General features: G+C 66.2%; 13 protein-coding genes. 9 read left to right on the top strand and 4 right to left on the bottom strand.

Translation table 11 applies throughout. The annotated features are described in order from the left end of the window. The first annotated feature begins 159 nt into the window (after positions 1-159). A complete protein-coding gene (locus tag AB0D18_RS08170) occupies positions 160-1,389 on the top strand; it encodes a cytochrome P450 (protein WP_362414212.1) in 1,230 nt (409 codons plus the stop codon). 9 nt (positions 1,390-1,398) lie between these two features. On the opposite strand, the gene AB0D18_RS08165 is transcribed toward AB0D18_RS08170, so the two are convergent. Beyond that, entirely contained in the window at positions 1,399-1,863 is a 465-nt protein-coding gene (locus tag AB0D18_RS08165; protein WP_362414210.1) for a hypothetical protein, read from the bottom strand. 307 nt (positions 1,864-2,170) lie between these two features. On the opposite strand from AB0D18_RS08165, the gene AB0D18_RS08160 reads away from it, so the two are divergent. The 6 genes from AB0D18_RS08160 to AB0D18_RS08135 all read left to right on the top strand — a co-directional run bounded on the left by AB0D18_RS08160 (position 2,171) and on the right by AB0D18_RS08135 (position 14,739). Then, the gene (locus tag AB0D18_RS08160; RefSeq protein WP_362414208.1) at positions 2,171-10,765 is read left to right on the top strand and encodes a DNRLRE domain-containing protein; all 8,595 of its coding nucleotides are present in this window, start codon (positions 2,171-2,173) and stop codon (positions 10,763-10,765) included. Then, a complete protein-coding gene (locus AB0D18_RS08155; RefSeq protein WP_362414206.1) occupies positions 10,762-11,133 on the top strand; it encodes a hypothetical protein in 372 nt (123 codons plus the stop codon). The genes AB0D18_RS08160 and AB0D18_RS08155 overlap by 4 nt, the downstream gene beginning before the upstream one ends. 511 nt (positions 11,134-11,644) lie before the next feature. Then, positions 11,645-11,932 (top strand): hypothetical protein, encoded by a 288-nt coding sequence (locus AB0D18_RS08150; RefSeq protein WP_362414204.1) that lies wholly within the window; start codon positions 11,645-11,647, stop codon positions 11,930-11,932. 684 nt (positions 11,933-12,616) lie between these two features. Beyond that, complete coding sequence (locus AB0D18_RS08145) at positions 12,617-13,105, top strand: hypothetical protein (protein ID WP_362414202.1); 489 nt, start codon at positions 12,617-12,619, stop codon at positions 13,103-13,105. Positions 13,106-13,118: 13 nt separating this feature from the next. Beyond that, positions 13,119-13,910, top strand: a complete 792-nt coding sequence (locus AB0D18_RS08140) for a methyltransferase domain-containing protein (RefSeq protein ID WP_362414200.1) — start codon at positions 13,119-13,121, stop codon at positions 13,908-13,910. Positions 13,911-14,163: 253 nt separating this feature from the next. Then, complete coding sequence (locus AB0D18_RS08135; protein ID WP_362414198.1) at positions 14,164-14,739, top strand: RNA polymerase sigma factor; 576 nt, start codon at positions 14,164-14,166, stop codon at positions 14,737-14,739. Between the two features lie 145 nt (positions 14,740-14,884). Here the strand turns inward: AB0D18_RS08135 and AB0D18_RS08130 are convergent, their stop codons facing one another. Next, on the bottom strand, positions 14,885-15,103 hold the full coding sequence (locus tag AB0D18_RS08130; RefSeq protein ID WP_362414695.1) for a hypothetical protein: 219 nt from the start codon (positions 15,101-15,103) through the stop codon (positions 14,885-14,887). Between the two features lie 32 nt (positions 15,104-15,135). Then, positions 15,136-15,603, bottom strand: coding sequence for an ATP-binding protein (locus tag AB0D18_RS08125; RefSeq protein WP_362414196.1), 468 nt, complete (start codon positions 15,601-15,603; stop codon positions 15,136-15,138). A 189-nt stretch (positions 15,604-15,792) separates the two neighbouring features. Here AB0D18_RS08125 and AB0D18_RS08120 point away from each other — a divergent pair, with 189 nt between their 5' ends. Further along, on the top strand, positions 15,793-16,635 hold the full coding sequence (locus tag AB0D18_RS08120; protein ID WP_362414693.1) for a helix-turn-helix transcriptional regulator: 843 nt from the start codon (positions 15,793-15,795) through the stop codon (positions 16,633-16,635). Further along, positions 16,617-16,832, top strand: coding sequence for a DUF397 domain-containing protein (locus tag AB0D18_RS08115; RefSeq protein WP_362414195.1), 216 nt, complete (start codon positions 16,617-16,619; stop codon positions 16,830-16,832). The genes AB0D18_RS08120 and AB0D18_RS08115 overlap by 19 nt, the downstream gene beginning before the upstream one ends. Positions 16,833-16,892: 60 nt before the next feature. On the opposite strand, the gene AB0D18_RS08110 is transcribed toward AB0D18_RS08115, so the two are convergent. Continuing rightward, positions 16,893-19,022, bottom strand: a complete 2,130-nt coding sequence (locus AB0D18_RS08110; RefSeq protein WP_362414193.1) for an MDR family MFS transporter — start codon at positions 19,020-19,022, stop codon at positions 16,893-16,895. Positions 19,023-19,068 lie beyond the last annotated feature (46 nt).

Here is a 19,068-nt window from a genome sequence, read left to right as displayed (position 1 = left end):
CCAGGGCATCCAGATGATGGCATCATGTGGTGACAGTATCCGAGTGAGAGGGAGGGCACGCCCATGCCCAGCACGCCGAGTACTTCCAGTGCCCCGAGTACGCCCAGTACTCCCAGCACTCCCCGTACTCCCAGTACTCCCCGTACGAAGGAAGAGTGTGTGCCGCCGGAGATCCAGCTCTCCGACCCGGAAGTGATGCGCGACCCCTTCGCGGTCTACGGCCGCGCCCGCGAACAGGCGCCGGTGGCCCGTCTCGTGGCCCCCGGTTTCGGCGGCATGTGGGCGGTGACCCGCTACGCGGAGGCCCGCGCCCTGCTGAGCGACCCGCGCTTCGAGATCCGCACCGAGAGCTTCCTGCGCCCCGAAGTCCCGGACGACTGCGTCCCGTACATGCGGACCATGGCGGAGATGAACGGCCCCGAACACCTGCGGCTGCGCAGGCTGGTCTCCCCGGCGTTCGGCGCGCGCCGGGCCGCTGCCTTCCGCCCGCGCATCGAGGCGATCGTCGACGGTCTCCTCGACGAACTGGCCGCACATGTCTCGCCGGAGGACGGCACGGTCGACCTCCTCGCGCACTTCGCCCAGCACCTCCCGATGGAAGTGATCTGCGAATGGGTCGGCATCCCGGAGGAGGACAGGCCGCAGTGGCGGAAGTACGGGGCGACGGTGGCGGCCGGAGCGGGTGCGGAGTTCGCGGCGGCGATTCCGGGGATCGTACGGGGGGCGAAAGAGGCGGTGGAACGGAGGCGACACGAGCTTGCAGGCCTGAATGGTGCCTCGGATGCGGCCCCGGGTGCGGCCGCGGACCTGCTCGGCGACCTGATCCGTGCGCAGGACGAGGACGGTGACCGGCTGAGCGACGTGGAGATGGTGACCCTGGTCTGGCACGTCGTTCTCGCGGGCCAGACGCCGACGCACCTCGTGGCCAACGCGCTCGACGCCCTGCTGAACCACCCCGAGCAGCTCGCCGCCCTGCGCGCGGACCCGTCGCTGATGCCGGGAGCGGTCGAGGAACTGACCCGCTGGGCGGGCCCGACACTGCTGTCCATCCCGAGGTACGCGGCACAGGACGTGGTGCTGCACGGGGTGCGGGTGGCGAAGGGGGAGGCGGTGACGACGGTGATCGCGGCGGCGAACCGGGACCCGCGCGCCTTTGAGTCGCCGGACCGGCTGGACGTGGGGCGTGCGACGCCCCCGGCCCCGCACCTGAGCTTCGCGCACGGCTCGCACTTCTGCCTGGGCGCGTCGGTGGCGCGCATCCAGACGGAGGTGGCGCTGACGGGACTGCTGCGCAGGTTCCCTGCTCTGGAGGCGGTGGGGGAGTCGCCGCGGGCGATGGATCCGGGGACGTGGAGGTTGGGCGGGTTGCGGGTGCGGGTGCGGGTCTGAGGAACGGGCCTAACGGCTCTCGGCAGGGAGAGGCGCCGTGCACGTCGTGCGGCCGTACGGGCCGGAGGCGGTGGCACGTTGCTGGTGCTGGTCGCGGATGGCGAGGGCGCAGGTGGCGGTGCCGCCCTGCTGCGGGAGCTGGACCTTGATGACCGGGGATTTGCCGAGAGGGACCTGAACGGTCTTCTTCCAGGGGAGGGTTGCGGCCTTTTCGTGCGTGGCGGTGCCCTGTTCGCTGGTGGCGAGGTAGGTGATGTCGGCGGTGCCGGTGCCGGTGATCTCGTACGTCACGGCGGCGGTCGGGACCGGGGGCTTGGCGGGGGTCTCCGTGTTGGTCAGGGCGTAGACGCCGTAGGCGGCTGCGACGGCGAGGAGGAGGGCGGCCCCGGCAGCGAGGAGTCGGGGCCGGCGGCGGGCGGAAGCGCCGTCCGTGGGGCCGGAGTCCGTGGGTGCTGGAGTTTCCGTCGTGGTCATGGGCTGCCTTCGTCGTCGGCGGTTGTGCAGGAGCGGTCGAGGTGGTGTTGTCCGGACGGTTCTATAGCAGAGATCCCGGGGCGCGCCACTGTGGGGATAAGGGAGGCATTTCGGGCTGCCGGGATCTCGTGTGAAACCGCGCTTTAGGCGCAAGTGCCCGACATTTGCAGCTCCTTGACTGTGTGTCATGTGCGTGCGTAGAAACCTCACTGCTTCATCACTGACCGGGAGATTCCCGTGGCAGTGCTTAGCCCTGCGCGCATTCACCGGTTGGTGAACTGCGGCTTGGGGAAAGGCAGTTGAGCAAGTGAGGACTCGGCACCGAAGATTCATCGCCGCCCTCGTCGTCTCGGCCGTCATGGGGACTGCGCTTCCCCAGATCGCCTACGCGGCACCCGCTCCTGGTGGGGGTGACGACGGGGACGGCAAGGGCTTCGTCGATACCGTTTCCGGGTGGTTCGGAGGGGGCGACGACGACAAGGGCAGCGACGCGAAGGCGCCGCCTGCGGGCGGCAAGCTGGAGATACCCAGCCGGGAGCGGCTCCCGGAGGGGAAGAACGCTCCGAAGGCGAAGCGCGTCAAGGAACTGACCGGCGAGCGAACGTCGAGTGCCCGGTTCTGGCAGATGTCGGACGGGCGGGTGGAGGCGGAGCTGTCCGCGTTCCCGACGTCGTACCGGCAGGGCTCGGCCTGGAAGCCGATCGACACGGCGGTACGGAAGTCCGGGCCAAGGCTCGCCAACACCACGAACACGGCGGCGAGTTACTTCGGCAGCAAGGCTGATGAGCTGCTGCGGTACGAGGTCGGGGGCGGCCGGTCGGTCACCCTGGGACTCGATGGTGCGGCGGGCGGGCTGACGCCGGCGGTCAAGGACGACACGGTCACGTACAAGGACCCGAAGTCGGGTGCCGATCTTGTCTACCAGGTCGGTGCGGGGCAGGTGAAGGAGAACATCGTCCTGGCGGAGAAGCCGGACACACCACTCTCCTTCGCCTTCAAGCTCCGTACGGACGGGCTGACGCCCAAGTCCCGCAAGGACGGGTCGATCGCGTTCTACGGGGAGACGTCCAAGCACCCGGTGCTGGTGATCCCGGCCCCGTTCATGACGGACTCGAAGAAGTCGGAGTCCTCCGCGTATGGGCAGGTCAGCAGCAATAAGGTCACACAGAAGCTGGTGCGTGACGGCAAGGGCTGGCGGCTGACCGTCACCCCGGACGCCAAGTGGCTCGCGGACCCGGCCCGCCAGTACCCGGTGACCGTCGACCCGACCCTCACGGTGGCGCCTCTCCCCGGCCAGTCGCAGGACACGATGGTCCTGTCCGACACCCCGGACGAGAACTTCGGCACCTCCTGGAAGATGTCGGTGGGCCGGACCGGCGCGGGCGTCGCCCGCTCCCTCCTGAAGTTCCCGCTGGACCAGATTCCGGCCGGGACGAAGATCGACTCGGCGCGTCTTGGGCTGTACTTCGACCAGGTGCACGGCAGCAACGCGTACGACGTGCCGCTGGCCGCGCACCGGGCGACCGGTGCGTGGGACGAGTCGACGGCGACGTGGACGAACACGAATGCCCTGGTGGGCGAGGTGTCGGGGACGTCGGTGCAGGCCGATGCGGGCACTGCGGGCAGTACGGCTGCCGTAGGGGAGTGGCCGAAGGAGCAGGCCTCTGGCGGGGACTTCGCGTACAACCAGAACGCGGCCAAGGGCGAGACGTACGCCTGGCAGCCGGAGGTCCCGGAGTCCGGCAAGTACCGGGTGGACGTCCGCGTCCCCGCCGGCGCCTCCCTCGAAGACGCGGCGACCGAGGCCCCGTACACGGTCACCGGCAGCAAGGGCAGCACGAAGACCACTCTCGACCAGAGCGAGGCCAAGGCCGGGAACTGGTCGCCCCTGGGCGGTCCGGTGGACTTCGCGCGCGGCACTGCGGGCAAGGTGGTCCTCTCCGGCAGTGGCGATGAGGACGAGCGCACGCTCGCCGGTTCCGTCCGTCTCGTCGCGGATGCGCAGGTCGTGAAGACCAAGGGCCAGCACAGCACCTGGCACCGCTTCCCGGTGAAGGACACCGTGCAGAAGTGGGTCGACGGCGCCGCCAACCACGGCTTCGTGGTGAAGGCGGTCGACGAGTCGGCCGCCGGCCCGCTCGGCGGTCCGCGCTATGAGTCCGCCGACGGCGACTACGACGGCGAGAGTGCCAACTACCCCCGTCTGACGGTCACGTACGGTGCGATCGGCACGGAGCTGCGCGAGCCGACCGTCGTACACGGCAACGGGCCCGAGCTGTCCTGGGCCGCGTACGCGAACACGACCGGTGATGCGGCGAACGACCTGGTCGAGTACCAGGTGCACCGCTCCGACAAGCCCGGTTTCACGGCGGGCCTGGATACCCTGATCGCCCCCGTCGCGAAGACGGACACGTCGTACCAGGACGTCTCCGCCGCCCCGACCCCGGCGGCCAGTGTGCACGAGATCGGGCGCACGCACTACTACCAGATCGCGGTGAAGACCAAGGGCGGCAAGGTCCTCGGCTCACCGGTGCGGGACGTCGGCGTGCCGAAGGCCGGGAGGACCCTGCGGATTCTGCCCGCAGCATCCGACACCACCCTGTCGTCGCTGAAGCCGGACGCCAACCTGGACAAGCTGCCCGCCGACGGTGCGGATCAGGCCTGGCTGAGTGTCGGCAACAACTCCCGCACTGAGGGAACGACCCGCAGCGCGTTCAAGTTCCCGACCGACTCGATCCCCGACACCGCGACGGTTCTCCAGTCGCAGGTCCAGCTCTGGGGAGCGGAGACCACGACCGGCACGAAGGGCGCGACGTACGAACTCGCCCCGCTGAGCCGCGACTTCGCTGAGGCGTCCGCCACCTGGAACAAGGCGGACGCGGCCACCGCGTGGACCAAGCCCGGCGGTGACTTCGGTCCGGCGGTCTCCGACTCCGTCGGCGGGATCACCAGCGAGGTCGGCCGCCACACCTGGGACGCCACTTCCCTGACCCAGAAGTGGATCGAGAAGCCGTCCGACAACAAGGGCGCGCTGATCAAGCTCAACAACGAGGCGGCAACTGCCGCCCAGGAACGCACCATGTTCCTGTCCGCCGAGGCGGCCGAGGAGCGCCTGCGCCCCCAACTCCGCGTCATCTACGTGGACTCCACGCCGTGGAACACGTACTACGCCCCGCACACCCCGACCCGTATGTCCGAGGACAACACCTACCCGGTCGACGTCACGCTCACCAACACCAGCGACACCGAGTGGCCCGCCGGTGAGCGCAAGCTCTCCTACCGCTGGGCGCTGCCGGACGGCTCGGAGCTGACCGACACCCCGGCGCTCAACCTCCGCACCGACGTCCCCAAACTCCTCCCCGGCGAAAAGACGATCGTCAAGGCCACGGTCAAGTCCCCGTCGGTGGAAGGGAACCGCCGCGAGGGCCACGTCCTGATCTGGGACGTCTTCAACTCCAAGACCAGCACCTGGCTGTCGAAGACCGACAGCATCGGCGGCTTGGAGCAGCCGGTCGCGGTCGAGGACCCGACCGCCGACCGTCTGGGTATGGAGAAGTACCACTCCTACACGGGCAAGAACACCGGCGCCGGCTCGACGTTCATGTCCAACCTGGGTTCCGGCAACGGCGTGTGGTCCTACAACGCCTTCAACAACCCCGGCCGCGGCCTCAACACCTTCGTCCGCCTGTCCTACAACGCCCAGGACACCTCCGACACCCAGCTCGGCCACGGTTGGTCCGCCCAGGCGGCGGGCCCGATGCGGCTGGGCACGATGCTCGACTTCCACCCGGACAGCGCGCCGGGCGAGGTCTACATCACCGACGGCGACGGCACCCAGCACATCTTCCGCAAGCAGGGCGACGGCACCTGGCGCTCGTCGGCCGGATACCACTACCTCCTCAAGCCGAAGCAGGGTGTGACCTGCACCGACGGCATGGACGAGGTCGCGGACGCCTGGACCATGACCCGCCCCGACGGGACCCGATTCCTGATCGATTGCGACGGTTACCTCCGTCAGGTCGTCGACAGGAACGGCAACACCCAGACGTACGTGTACGAGGTGCGCGACTCCGGCAACCGGTGGGTCAAGTTCCTCAAGGAGATCAAGGACCCGGCCGGCCGCACGTCCCTGAAACTGGACTACTGGCTGCCGGGCGACAAAACGTACGAGTACATCAACGCGTCCGGTGAAAAGGAGACCGGTTACGTCCTGTGGGACCCGAAGATCTACGACCACGTGAAGTCGATGACCGACATCTCGGGCCGCAAGATCACCTTCCACTACACCAGGCAGGGCACGCTCGGCCGCCTCACGGACGGCGATGGGTCGTCGCAGCCGAAGGTCTTCAAGTTCGGCTACGACACGGCGCAGGGCAACAAGAACGTCAAGCTGACGAAGGTGACGGACCCGCGTGGCAATGCCACCTCTGTTGCGTACGACCGTGACCCGGAGTACCGCTGGTCGACCAGGAAGCTCACCGACCGTCTCTCAGCGGAGACGACCTTCGCGTACACCCCGACCGGCAGCGGACGCACCACCAAGGTCACCGACGCCGAGAACCACACCTCGACGTACGTCACTGACGGCCTGGACCGCGCGACCTCGGTCACCAACGCCAAGTCCCAAACCACCAAGATGAGTTGGGACAACGACCACAACGTCTCCCTCATCGAGGAGAACAACGGCGCCAAAACGGCCTACTGCTACGACCAGAAGACCGGCTTCCCGATCTGGCAGCGCAGTGCCGAGGACAACAAGGAGGGCGTGCCGGGCGCGGAGGAATGCGCGGGCCCGGGGAAGTTCCCGGCCGACTCCGTCCGGTACGAGTACAAGGCACAGGTGGACGGCTACGCGGCCGACCTGCGGAAGAAGACGTCGGCGGAGCACCGCAGCTGGCAGTTCGACTACGACGAATTCGGCAACCTCAAGACGGTCACCGACCCGAAGGGCGTCGCGTCCACCGAGGCCGGCGACTACACCACCACGTACGACTACGACTCGTACGGCCGGCTGGTCAAGACGACGGACGCCAACGGCAACCCGACCACCACGGCGGACTTCGCCCCCGTCGGCTACCCGCGCAAGACTACGGACGCGCTCGGTCGCAGCACGCTCACCGAGTACGACGAGCGCGGTCAGGTGCTGTCCGTCGTGGACGCGCTGAGCAAGAAGACCACGCAGACGTACGACACGTACGGGCGTCCGATGGTCTCGACCGTCCCGAAGGACGCGACCACCAGGCTCACGACGAAAGCGCCGGTCTACGACGCCAACGACAACGTCGAGAAGTCCACGGCGATCAACGACGCCGTGTCGACGGCCGTGTACGACAAGGCCGACCAGATCGTCTCGGCCACGGCCCCGCAGGACACGGCCACCTCGGGCGAGCGTCGCTCGACGTACGCGTACGACAAGGTCGGCAACCTGAAGTCGACGACCGAGCCGAAGGGCACGGCGACGCCGGCGGACGCGAACGACTACGTCACCACCAACACGTACGACGAGATCTACCAGCTCACGGACGTGACGAACGCGGCGGGCGACAAGGTGTCGTACGTCTATGACGGTGTCGGCAACCCGGTCACGGTCGTCGACCCGAAGAAGAACAAGACCGCTTCGTCGGACGACTTCACGTCCAAGACCGAGTACGACCTGAACCACCGAGTGCGGGCGGTCACGGACGCGGCGGGCAAAACGAGCCGCCAGGAATACGACAAGGACTCGCTGACGGTCTCGGCGACGGACGCCGAGAACAACAAGGTCCTGCGCCACTACGACGAACGCGGCAAGCTCGCGGTCGTCCAGGCGCCGCACGCGGCGGGCGTGACGCGGGAGACGAAGTTCGGCTACGACCAGGTCGGCAACACCGTCAAAGTCTTCTCGCCGCGTGGCGTCAACACCCCCGATTCCGCAGATGACTTCACGTCCGAGACGACGTACGACGCACTGAACCGGCCGAGCCGGCAGTACCAGCCGTACGACCCTGCGGACGCCCGCTACAACAAGAAGGTCTGGACGGAGACGTCGTACGACGAGGTCGGCCGGGTGGCGAAGGTCTCCATGCCGCCGAGCTCGGGCGAGAGCACCCGCAACGACACGATCTACTCCTATTACGACACCGGCTGGGTCAAGTCGTCGAAGGACCCGTGGGACATTCTCACGGAGTACGACTACGACGACCTCGGCCGGCAGAAGACGCGCACGCTCACCTCGGCGGGCGGCTCCTCCAAGCGCACGATGACGTGGGACCACTACCCGGACGGCAAGCTCAAGACCCTCCAGGACGGCGGCATCCCCGTCGGCCAGTCGGTGGTGCTCGTCAACAACACGGACAAGCAGAACGTGGCGGCGACGGGCGCTCCGGAGTGGAAGAGCACTCTCGGCCGTGACCACGTGCACGCGCCGGGCACGGGTACGGATTCCTTCCAGTGGACGCTGAACATCCCGAAGGACGGCCGGTACGCGGCGTACGTCAAGTACCCGAAGGTGGCGGGGGCTTCCCCGTCCGCGACGTACTCCCTCACCCACGCCAAGGGATCGTCGGCCGTCAAGGTCGACCAGCGGGCGAACGCCGGCAGCTGGGTCAAGATCGGTGACTACGACTTCAAGGAGGGCACGGAAGCCCGCCTGAAGCTCGGTGAATCCGGTGCGGGGACGGTGGCCGCGGACAGCGTGAAGCTGGTCCGGGACAACTCGGCCGACGTGGACGTGGAAAAGAAGTCCTTCGCGTACTCCTACGACGTCAACGGCAACATGACCTCGGTCGACGACACGTCGTCGGGCCGCCGTATCGACGCGTACACGGTCTCTTACAACGGCCAGAACCAGGTCCAGACGGTGACCGAGGCCCTCGCCGGCCAGGAGGTCAAGAAGACCGCCTACACCTACGACGCGAACGGCCAGCCGGAGACGCAGACCCACCGGGACCAGTTCTCCAAGTACACCTACGACCTGCGTGAGTTGGTCAGGACGGTGACGGTCGGCAAGTCGGCCGACGACGCGGCGGCGAAGGTCTCCACGTACGACTACACCGACCGGGGCCAGAAGAAGCAGGAGATCAAGGGCAACAAGAACGTCGTCGGCTACACGTACTACCTCGACGGAGCCCTCAAGACCCAGACGGAGAAGAAGCCCGACGGGACCCTGATCTCCGACCACGCGTACGCGTACGACGCGAACGGCAACAAGGCGCAGGACGTCGCGAAGAAGATGAACGCCGACACACCGACGGCGACTCTCTCTTCCACGACCGACTACACCTACGACCCGGCGGACCGGCTCGCCAAGGCCGACAAGACCGGAAACGGCGCGGGCGTCGAGACATACGTCCACGACGACAACGCGAACGTCATCTCGCAGACGGTCAAGGGCAAGACGACCACCTTCGGCTACGACCGCAACCGGCTCCTGAAGTCGACGGTCGGAACGGCTGTCGCGGACTACGTCTACGATCCTTTCGGCCGCCAGGACTCGGTCAAGGCCGGCGGAAAGGTCATCGAGAAGAACACGTACGACGGCTTCGACCACGTCGTGAAACACGACAAGGCCGATGCGACCGGGACTTTGAAGTCCACGACGTACGCCTTCGACCCGCTGGACCGGACGACCTCGAAGACCGAGGCCGGAAAGACCACGGAGTTCAACTACCTGGGCATGTCCAGCGAAGTCCTCACCGAGGAAGTCGCGACCAAGCTCACGGCGTCGTACCAGTACAGCCCGTGGGGCGAACGCCTCTCCCAGGTCAAGCACGCGGCCGACGGCAAGACCGACGAGGCGTACTACGGCTACAACAGCCACACGGACGTCGAAAACCTGACGGACAAGGACGGCAACGCGAAGGCGACGTACGGGTACACCGCATACGGCACCGACGACGCGTCCGACTTCACGGGCATCGACAAGCCCTCGGCGGCGGACCCGACGAAAGAGGCGTACAACCCCTACCGATTCAACTCGAAGCGATGGGACGCTTCTTCGGGCACGTACGACATGGGCTTCCGGGACTACAACCCGGGTCTGAACCGGTTCACCAGCCGGGACATGTACAACGGCGCCCTCGACGACATGCGCCTCGGCAGCGATCCCATGACTGGAAACCGGTATGCCTTCGCTGGTGGCAACCCGATCGGAGGGATAGAACTCGACGGCCATCAACTCAAGTGCAAGGGCACTGGCCTCGCCACCTATTGCACGGACTCGGAAGACACCCCGGAGAAGACAGCCGAGAACGCAGCAGCGGCCAAGGAAATCAGCATCGCCGGGTGCGGCTGGGTCCCTATAGTTGGCTTGGGATGCGACGCCTACGACCTCCAGAGGTCATGGAATGAAGGTGATGGGTGGGGTATTGCCGCAGGAATCATCGGATTCCTTCCATTCGGCGATATCGCGAAAGCTCCCAAGTCCGCCGAACGTATCGCAAGCGCAGGCGACGCAGTAAAGACGTCGAAGACGCCGACAGTTAAAACTGCACCTGCTGCAAAGCAACCCAAAAATTTCTTCGCTGAGGACGATATCCTCAAAAAGTACATTCCAAAGGTCAAGCCCGCCGAAGGGTACAACGACGTCTGGATCCACGGGTCCCCGTATGGTGTTGCCCCTGGTTTCAATGCTGCGGAGAGCGGATCTGGTGTGATGAACCACCGTGTACTCGCAGGTCTGATAAAGAGCGATCCAAATTACGCTGGTGGGCCAATTAGGCTCTGCTCTTGCCAGACTGGCTCGTCCGCAGGAACCTTCGCACAAGATCTTTCCAATAGGCTCGGCACGGAAGTCTTGGCACCCACCGGCTACCTGTACGTGCGCCCCAACGGTAGACTCAGTATCGGCCGCGAGGGTGCTGCAGTAAATATGTCCCAATTCGGCGGAGCCTGGAAGAGTTTCCAACCTGGAGGCGGAAGATGACGGGAAAATCGAGCATTCGGCGCGCAGGGTTCTACGAATCTGCAGCGGACGTCCTTGCTGTTGCAACAACTTCTGAATCTTCGTGGGAGAAAGACGCGTCGCGCTACCTGGAGCAGGGGGAAGTCGTCATTGCCGCCAGTCAGTGGGTCGGTGACCTTCTGGACGCGGACATCGGGAGCATCTGCCAGTTCGCAATCCAGACAGATGGTGTGTGGGTGTGGCCGAGTAGTCTGACGTACTACGTGAGGAAATATCACGTAGACCTGCCGGCCGAATTTCTCAGTCGTATGGAATCCAAGGGTTGGACAGTCGGAGAACTGGAGAGCGCCACAGTGGACGAAATCGGCGATCGTCTGGTGAGTGAGTAGGATGAATCCAGTCACTGAAACTCACCGGAGTGGATTAGTCCACTCTGAGGTTCACCAGAAGTGAATCCGTCAGTTCAGCCTCGAACCTGAGCCACAAAAGGACCTTTCGGAGTGGCGGCATAGCGAAGCCCTTCTATCCTGTTGTGCTTCGAGGCCCTGAGCGGTTTAGGCAGGCGCTCGGCTGGGCTTCCCAGTCGAGCGCCTTGCTGCGCCGCTCGCTGTAACGGAATCACCCACCCTCGATCAGATCCTCTCGGACTCCGCCTGCACCAGCTTGCCGGGCCCAACGGCGCGGGCGTCGAGACGTACGTCCACGACGACAACGCGAACGTCATCTCGCAGACGGTCAAGGGCAAGACGACGACGTTCGGCTACGACCGCAACCGGCTCCTGAAGTCCACAGTCGGCACGGCTGTCGCGGACTACGTCTACGATCCGTTCGGCCGCCAGGACTCGGTCAAGGCCGGGCGGAAAGGTCATCGAGAAGAACACGTACGACGGCCTCGACCACGTGGTCAAGCACGACAAGGCCGATGCGACCGGGACTTTGAAGTCCACGACGTACGCCTTCGACCCGCTGGACCGGACGACCTCGAAGACCGAGGCCGGAAAGGCCACCGAGTACAACTACCTGGGCATGTCCAGCGAATTCCTCACCGAGGAAGTCGCGGACAAACTCACGGCCTCCTACCAAGGCAGCCCCTGGGGCCAGCGACTCTCACTGGGAAGGCTTTGCATGGCGGCGCGGGGGCGGACTTTTGCAGTGCGGTCGGAGAGACTGACCCTGGCGATGTCATAACGGTAGAGCCGGAATCGAAATGTACGACAAATGCGGCGCCGATATGACGTTTAAGGAATTCCAGACAGGTATTCTTGGCATCCGCCGTCAACTCAGTGCATATTCGTATCCCTCGGCACAGTACCGGAGTCCAATTCCGGCGGTCGGTAGAGGGTAGAAAGTGAGCCGGGTGCCCTGCTGCGGTAGGGCACCCAGTACTCTGCCCAGAAGGAGAAGAAGGGAATGTCTGAGGACTTGTCGGCTGCGCGCCGCCTCGCCGGTTGCTTGCTGGGCCCCCTTATGGGGGTTATCGTCGCCTTTAGTGGAACTGCAATGCTTGCGAGAGTATGGGGCGAGTGTGAAATTGGAATCAATGCAGCAGCAAACTTCTGGTCTTTGATCCCTATATTCTTCGCCATATGGGTTGCAGTCGCGTTGATCTGGTCCCTCGCGTTCGGGGTGCTCGGGGGGAGAAGTCTTCTTCTCGCCTCCTCAGTGGCTGTACTCGCCACGCTGTGTGCCTACTGGGTTCTCATGGCGATCTGGAATGCTCCAACCGATTACCCAGTCAGCGTCAGTGCCTGCGCTCCGGACAATGCGCCCCCGTGGTGGCCGGACTGGCTGCCTATTTGAGTCGACCGAGGGTTCCAGGGGTCCAGGATCCGAAGATCCTGAACTCGAAGTCCCGATAAGGATCTTTATGTCGTGGCTCGGAATGCTTGCCGAAGCAGCAATTGGGATTCGCGAGAATTTCAAATCTCTTGGTCTGAAATCGAGAGGGATCTCGAAACTCTCTTCCCGAGTGACTTCAAGGAAATCTGCGAGGTGTTCGGCAGAGGTGAATTCAACGGGTACTTGGGGATTTTCTCGACTCACGAAGGAATTTCCCTGGAACTCCTTGATCACATGCGGTTAATTCGTCAGAATCCTGGCGAGGCTGTGACCTCCGACTTGCTTACCACCGGGACCACCGATGTCGGCTCCGAAGGGGCCAACCGGGTCATCAAGACCGTCGCCCGCGACGCCTACGGCTTCCGCGACCCCGTCAACCAGTCCATACGTACCCGCTGCGCAATCACCCGGCGCGAGCCCGTTGGCGCCTCGTCCCCCGCTAATTTCGTTGAGCCCGCACCCGCGATCGTGTTGGCTGGCGGCGCCGAACTTTCGGTAACGGTGGTGTCCGCTTGGCTGTAGCAGGGAGTTACACGTGGATGACCTTGTCGGCGACCCCGGTGCCCATAATCGGGCAGCCTGGGACAAGTACGTCCAGGAGGGCAACGAGTGGTCGAGGCCGGTGAGTACTGAGGATGTCGAGCGCGCCCGCACGGGCGACTGGTCGATTGTTCTCATCGGGCATGAGCCGGTCGACCGCTCCTGGCTGCCGAAGGATCTGACCGGCAAGGACGTGCTGTGCCTGGCCTCCGGCGGTGGTCAGCAGGGTCCGATCCTCGCCGCCGCAGGGGCGCGGGTCACCGTGTTCGACAACTCGCCCCGCCAGCTCGACCAGGACCAGATGGTGGCGGCGCGCGACGGACTTGAACTCCGCACCGTCCTGGGAGACATGCGCGACCTCGGCGCCTTCGGCGACGCGGCATTCGATGTGGTGTTCCACCCGGTCTCGAACCTCTTCGTACCCGAACTGGCACCGGTGTGGCGCGAGTGCTTCCGCGTCCTGCGACCGGGCGGAACTCTGCTCGCGGGCTTCCTCAACCCTGATGCGTACTTGTTCGACCACGAGGCCCTCGATGAGCGCGGCGAGCTGGTAGTCGTCCACAAGCTGCCCTACAGCGATGTCACGCACTACTCCGCCGAGGAACGCGCCGAGAAGTTCGGTGCGGATGCCGCTCTTGAATACAGCCACACCCTCACCGACCAGATCGGCGGGCAACTCGCCGCGGGGTTCGCCCTCACCGGCTTCACGGAAGCACCGCACCAGTCCAACGCATCCGCCCCATACATGTCGAACTATTTCGCGACGCTCGCGGTAAAGCCGGGGTGACCCGGCCTCGGCGTCGGCCGAGGCGGTCGTGAGCAACCAAGTGCCAGTGGGACGGGTTCGACGTCCGGCTGTCATATCTAGCTTCGTTTTATGCGGCCTTTCCGTTACTTGTCGGGAATCTGAGGTGTCATGCAGTGCCGGTGTGTCCTGTGGTAGGGGTGTGTTCGCTGTCGGGCTGTGACTGGTGTGTGACGTGTCCCGGTACAGCGCACATGGGCACGATGCACCGTGTCAGCGACGTGAAGAGGAACGTGTGTCTGCCAGTGGGGGATACCTGGACACAGAAGCGGCGCGTGCGGAGCTGACGCGGGCCGTCGAGGGGGCGCGGCAGGGGGACGAGAGCTGCTTCGCCACTGCGTACCGGCTGGTGCAGCCGGGGCTGCTGCGGTTTGTGAGGACGCTCGTCGGTGAGGAGGCTGAGGACGTCGCCTCTGAGGCCTGGTTGCAGGTGAGCCGGGATGTGCGGGAGTTCCGTGGCGACGGGGACGCCTTTCGGGGGTGGGTGCGGGCCGTTGCGCGCAACCGGGCCGTCGATCATCTGCGGTGGGTACGGAGCCGGCTGCAGCCCGTGTCGTGGGAGGTGTCCTACGTCGACGCCGGACCCGTCGCCCGGGATGCGGCGGACGTGGTGCTGGAGGCCCTCTCGACCGCATGCGTGATGAGGATGGTCAGGGAGCTGCCGCCGGATCAGGGCGAGGCCGTGCTGCTCGGGGTGCTCGTGGGGCTGGGGAGTCCCGAGGCGGGGCGGGTTCTCGGGAAGCAGGCGGGGGCTGTACGGATGGCCGCGCGGCGAGGGCTGCGGGGGTTGGCCGGTCAACTGGCCGGATAGCGGGCCGGATAGGTGGGTGGATACGGGGTGGATAACTGGGCGGTGCTGCCGGGCGGGGAGCGCCGGCCTCGCCGCCCCTTCGAGGGCCAGGCGCTGCCGTCTGCCCCTGGTCGGCCTCTGCCGCTTGTGGCTGTGCACAGCCTCGTCAGTCGGTCATCCAGGCGTGCCACGGCCGGACGATGATTTCGCGGTAGGTGTGGTGGCAGGGGTTGCGGGCCGCGTGGCGCAGGACCCACGTCTTCGGTTCCTGGAAGTCCACGTGGGGGTCCGAGCTCTGCTCGCAGACCGCGCACTGCATCGCGTACGTCGTCGGCTCCGCGTCCGGCAGCCGGTCCGGCTCCACGATCCAGTGCACCCAACGCATTGTCGTGCGAGGTGAGTTGGGGTTCGCCGTCGTCATCGATTGGCCGCCTTCGTCATGGTCGGCGTCTGTTGTTCTGGTGTGCACTCTGCCCACACCAGCTTGCCGGGGCCGTTCCGGTCCGATACTCCCCAGCGGTCCGCAACCAGGTTCACGAGGGACAAGCCGCGGCCCTCGCACTCGTCCGGAGCCGCCTCCCGGCGGTGGGGGACGCGGGGTGACGCGTCGTGTACCTCTACTCGTACGCCGCCCCCGGCGCCCCCGCCCAGGCGGATGAATCTCGTCTGGATCTCCCGGCCCGGCACCCGTCCGTACCGCTGTGCGTTCGTGAGCAGTTCCGAGAGGACCAGGACCGCCGGGTCCTCCGCCGCCGTCAGGCCCCACCCCGCCAGCGACTTCCGCAGTTCCTCCCGTGCCAACCCCACCGCCCGTGGCCCGTAACCCCAGCTCAGCACCACCGGGTCCTCGTCGCTCGTCGTCGATGGCCGTCGTTCCGCCGTCATGTTCCGTTCCGCTCCGTCCGGCCAACACCTGAGAGGCGTACGGCACTTGGACTACTCTGCGTATTTGCTGGGCACTACGAGAGTGACCCCGAGTTGCAGTCCGAATGCCCGTTTTGGGATGAGCTTCCCCTCTCCCTGGAGCTAGTTCCACACCTTCCACGAGTGAAGTGAGCCATGGAGGTCGATGCGATGCCGACGAGGCGGGTCATTACCGGTCGGAGCCAGGAACCGCGGGTGCGGTTCGCCGAGGAGTTGCACCGGTTGCGTACCGAGCGCGGTGACAGTCTGCGCAAGCTGGGTGAAGTGCTGGGCTGGGACTGGCCGTTGTTCGGGAAGATGGAGAGCGGGGAGACAATCGGCGGGCCCGAGGTCGTCCAGGCGCTGGACCAGCACTACGGGACGCCTGGGCTGCTGCTGACGCTGTGGGAGCTCGCGGTGGGGGATCCGACGCAGTTCCGGGAGCAGTACCGGCGGTACATGACGTTGGAGGCCGAGGCCGTCAGCCTGTGGCACTACGCGGTGAGTGCGCCACCCGGACTGCTCCAGACCGAGGGGTACGCCCGCGAGGCCCTCGCGGCGGGTGGGCTGCGGGGAGAGGAGTTGAACCAGCAGGTCGCCGCTCGTGTGGGGCGGGCCGAGTTGTTGAAGGGCGACGGTGCGCCGCAGTTCCGCACCATCCTGTCGGAGACGGTCCTGCGGATTCCGTTGAGTGACCCGCGCGTGTGGCGGGAACAGCTTGAGCATCTGGTGGAGGCCGCCGACCGTCCCCACATCGCGCTGCATGTGCTGCCGTTCGACGCCGGGCTGCATCATCTGATGAGCACGGACGTGATGTTTCTACGGATGGCGGACGGCCAGCCCTTCGCGTACACCGAAAGCAACTTCCGAGGTGAACTGGTGCCGGAATCCAGGCAGGTTGAGCGCATGCAGCGTGCCTATGATGTGGTGCGCGACCTGGCCCTGAGCCCGACAGAGTCGCGGAAGTTCATTTCGGACATGTTGGAGGACCTACCGTGCGATCCATCGACCTGAGTACCGCTGTCTGGCGTAAGAGCTCGTACAGCAACACCGACGGTGGCCAGTGCGTCGAGGTCGCCGACCGCTTCCCCGGCCTCGTACCCGTACGCGACAGCAAGGCCCCCGAAGGGCCCGCGCTCGTCTTCGGAGCTGCGTCGTGGTCGTCGTTCGTGGCCGGTGTGAAGGGTGATGCGTTGCGCGTCACCGGCTGACCGTTTCGTACGAAGGTGCCCCGGCCCGGCTTCCGGCCGGGGCAGTGCCGCACGCGCCGCCTATCCGACCGAAGCCCCTGCCCCACTCCTCACCTGCACCTGGACCGGCACCGGCAGATTCGCCGCCAGGTCCTCCGCCAGCAGCCTCTTCGCGATCCGGTCCGCCGCCGCCCTCAGTTCCGCGCTGCGGGGCCGGCCCGCGTCCTTCTCCAGTTGTGCGCCGAGCCAGTCCGACCACGCCCCGGCGATGACCTCCGCCTCGCGCGCGCCCGCCGCCGTGTGGGAGAGGAAGTTGCCGTCGCGGGTCAGATAGCCCTCGTCGACCATCCGGTCGAAGACCGGCAGCAGCACCTCCGGCGGTACGTTCTGCCGTCCCGCGATCAGCCCGAGCGTCGCGTGCCCGACCATGCGCGTGAACAGGTGCACCTGCATGACCGCCCACGCCCCCGCGATGTCCAGCCGGGTGTTGGAATCCTTCACGATCTGGCGGGCCGTCAGCGCGCCCTTGGCCCGGAGGATCCGTGCGACCGCCAGCTCCAGTGCCTGCGACGAGCCGCCCGCCCCGCTCTGCGAAGGCTGTGCGAAGCCGTCGCCGAGGTCGGTGGAGCCCACCCGGGCCGTGTCCCGCAGCTCCACCTGCTTCAGGAACAGCGACACGATGAAGCCCAGCACCGCCACCGGCACCGTCCAGAGGAACACCGTGGACAGGGATTCCGCGTACGCGTCGACGATCGGTGCCACCTGCGCCGCCGGGAGTCTGTGCAGTGCCTGCGGGTTCTGCGCGGCCTGGGCGACCGAGGCCGGGTCCGTTCCGGGAGGTGCCAGGCGTACCGCGGCGGTCACCCCCGCCTCCAGGTTCGGCTTCAGCGAGTTCGCGTAGATCGTGCCGAAGACGGCCGCGCCGAACGAGCTGCCGAGCGTACGGAAGAAGGTGACGCCGGAGGTGGCCGTGCCCAGGTCCGCGTAGTCGACCGTGTTCTGTACCGCGATCGTCAGCACCTGCATGCAGAGGCCGATGCCGACGCCCAGGACGAACATGTACAGGGATTCGAGCCAGGTGTTGCTGGCCGGGCCCATCAGGGAGAGGAGATAGAGGCCGAGGCCCATCACTGCAGAGCCGATGATCGGGAAGATACGGTACGTGCCCGTCTTGCTGACCACGTTGCCGCTGAAGATCGACGCGATGAGCAGTCCGACGACCATGGGGAGCGTGCGGACCCCCGAGACCGTGGCCGAGTCCCCGTCCACGTACTGCAGGTACGTCGGCAGGAACGTCATCGCGCCGAGCATCGCGAAGCCCACGATGAAGCTGAGGATCGAGCAGACCGTGAAGACCGGGTTGGCGAACAGCTTCATGGGGAGCATGGGCTCCGCCGCCCGCGTCTCCACCACGCAGAAGAGCGCGAGGGCGACGATGCCGCCGACGAACAGGCCGATGATGGTCACCGAGCCCCACGCGTACTCGTTGCCGCCCCAGCTCGTCGCCAGGACCAGGGCGCTGGAGCCGAGCGCCACCAGGGCGATGCCGAGGTAGTCGATGCGCGGCTTGTGCGCCGACTTGACGGAGGGGATCGTACGGGCTGCCGCGATCACCACCAGGATCGCGATCGGGACGTTGACGTAGAACGCCCAGCGCCACGACATGTGGTCCGTGAAGAGGCCGCCGAGCAGCGGGCCGATCACCGTCGAGACGCCGAAGACGGCGCCGATCGCACCCTGGTACTTGCCGCGCTCGCGCAGCGGGATCACGTCCGCGATCAGCGCCATGGCCGTGACCATCAGACCGCCGGCGCCGATGCCCTGCACCCCGCGCCAGGCGATCAACAGCGTCATGTCGGTCGCCAGACCGCACAGGAACGAGCCCGTGATGAAGACGATCGCCGAGACCTGGAAGACGATCTTCCGGCCGAAGAGGTCGCCGAATTTGCCGACCAGGACCGTCGCGACCGTCTCCGCCAGCAGATAGGCCGTGACCACCCACGACATGTGGGCCGCCCCGCCGAGATCCGAGACGATCGTCGGCAGGGCCGTGCCGACGATCGTCTGGTCGAGGGCCGCGAGCAGCACGCCCAGCATGATCGTGCCGAAGACGATGTTGCGCCTGCGGCCGTCGAGGACGGGCGGCACGGGCTGTGCGGCGGTCTCCGCCGCAGGTGCTGATGCGCTGGCGTTCTCGCTGGCAGTGGTCACCTTCGCACGATCACACCGGTGGGCCGTTGGTGCACGCGGGAGGGGA

This window comes from Streptomyces sp. NPDC048442 (assembly GCF_040651475.1).
In the GTDB taxonomy this organism is placed as follows: Bacteria; Actinomycetota; Actinomycetes; order Streptomycetales; family Streptomycetaceae; genus Streptomyces.
The sequence above is the reverse complement of the archived record's forward strand: the minus strand, read 5'-3'. Positions and strand labels throughout refer to the sequence as shown.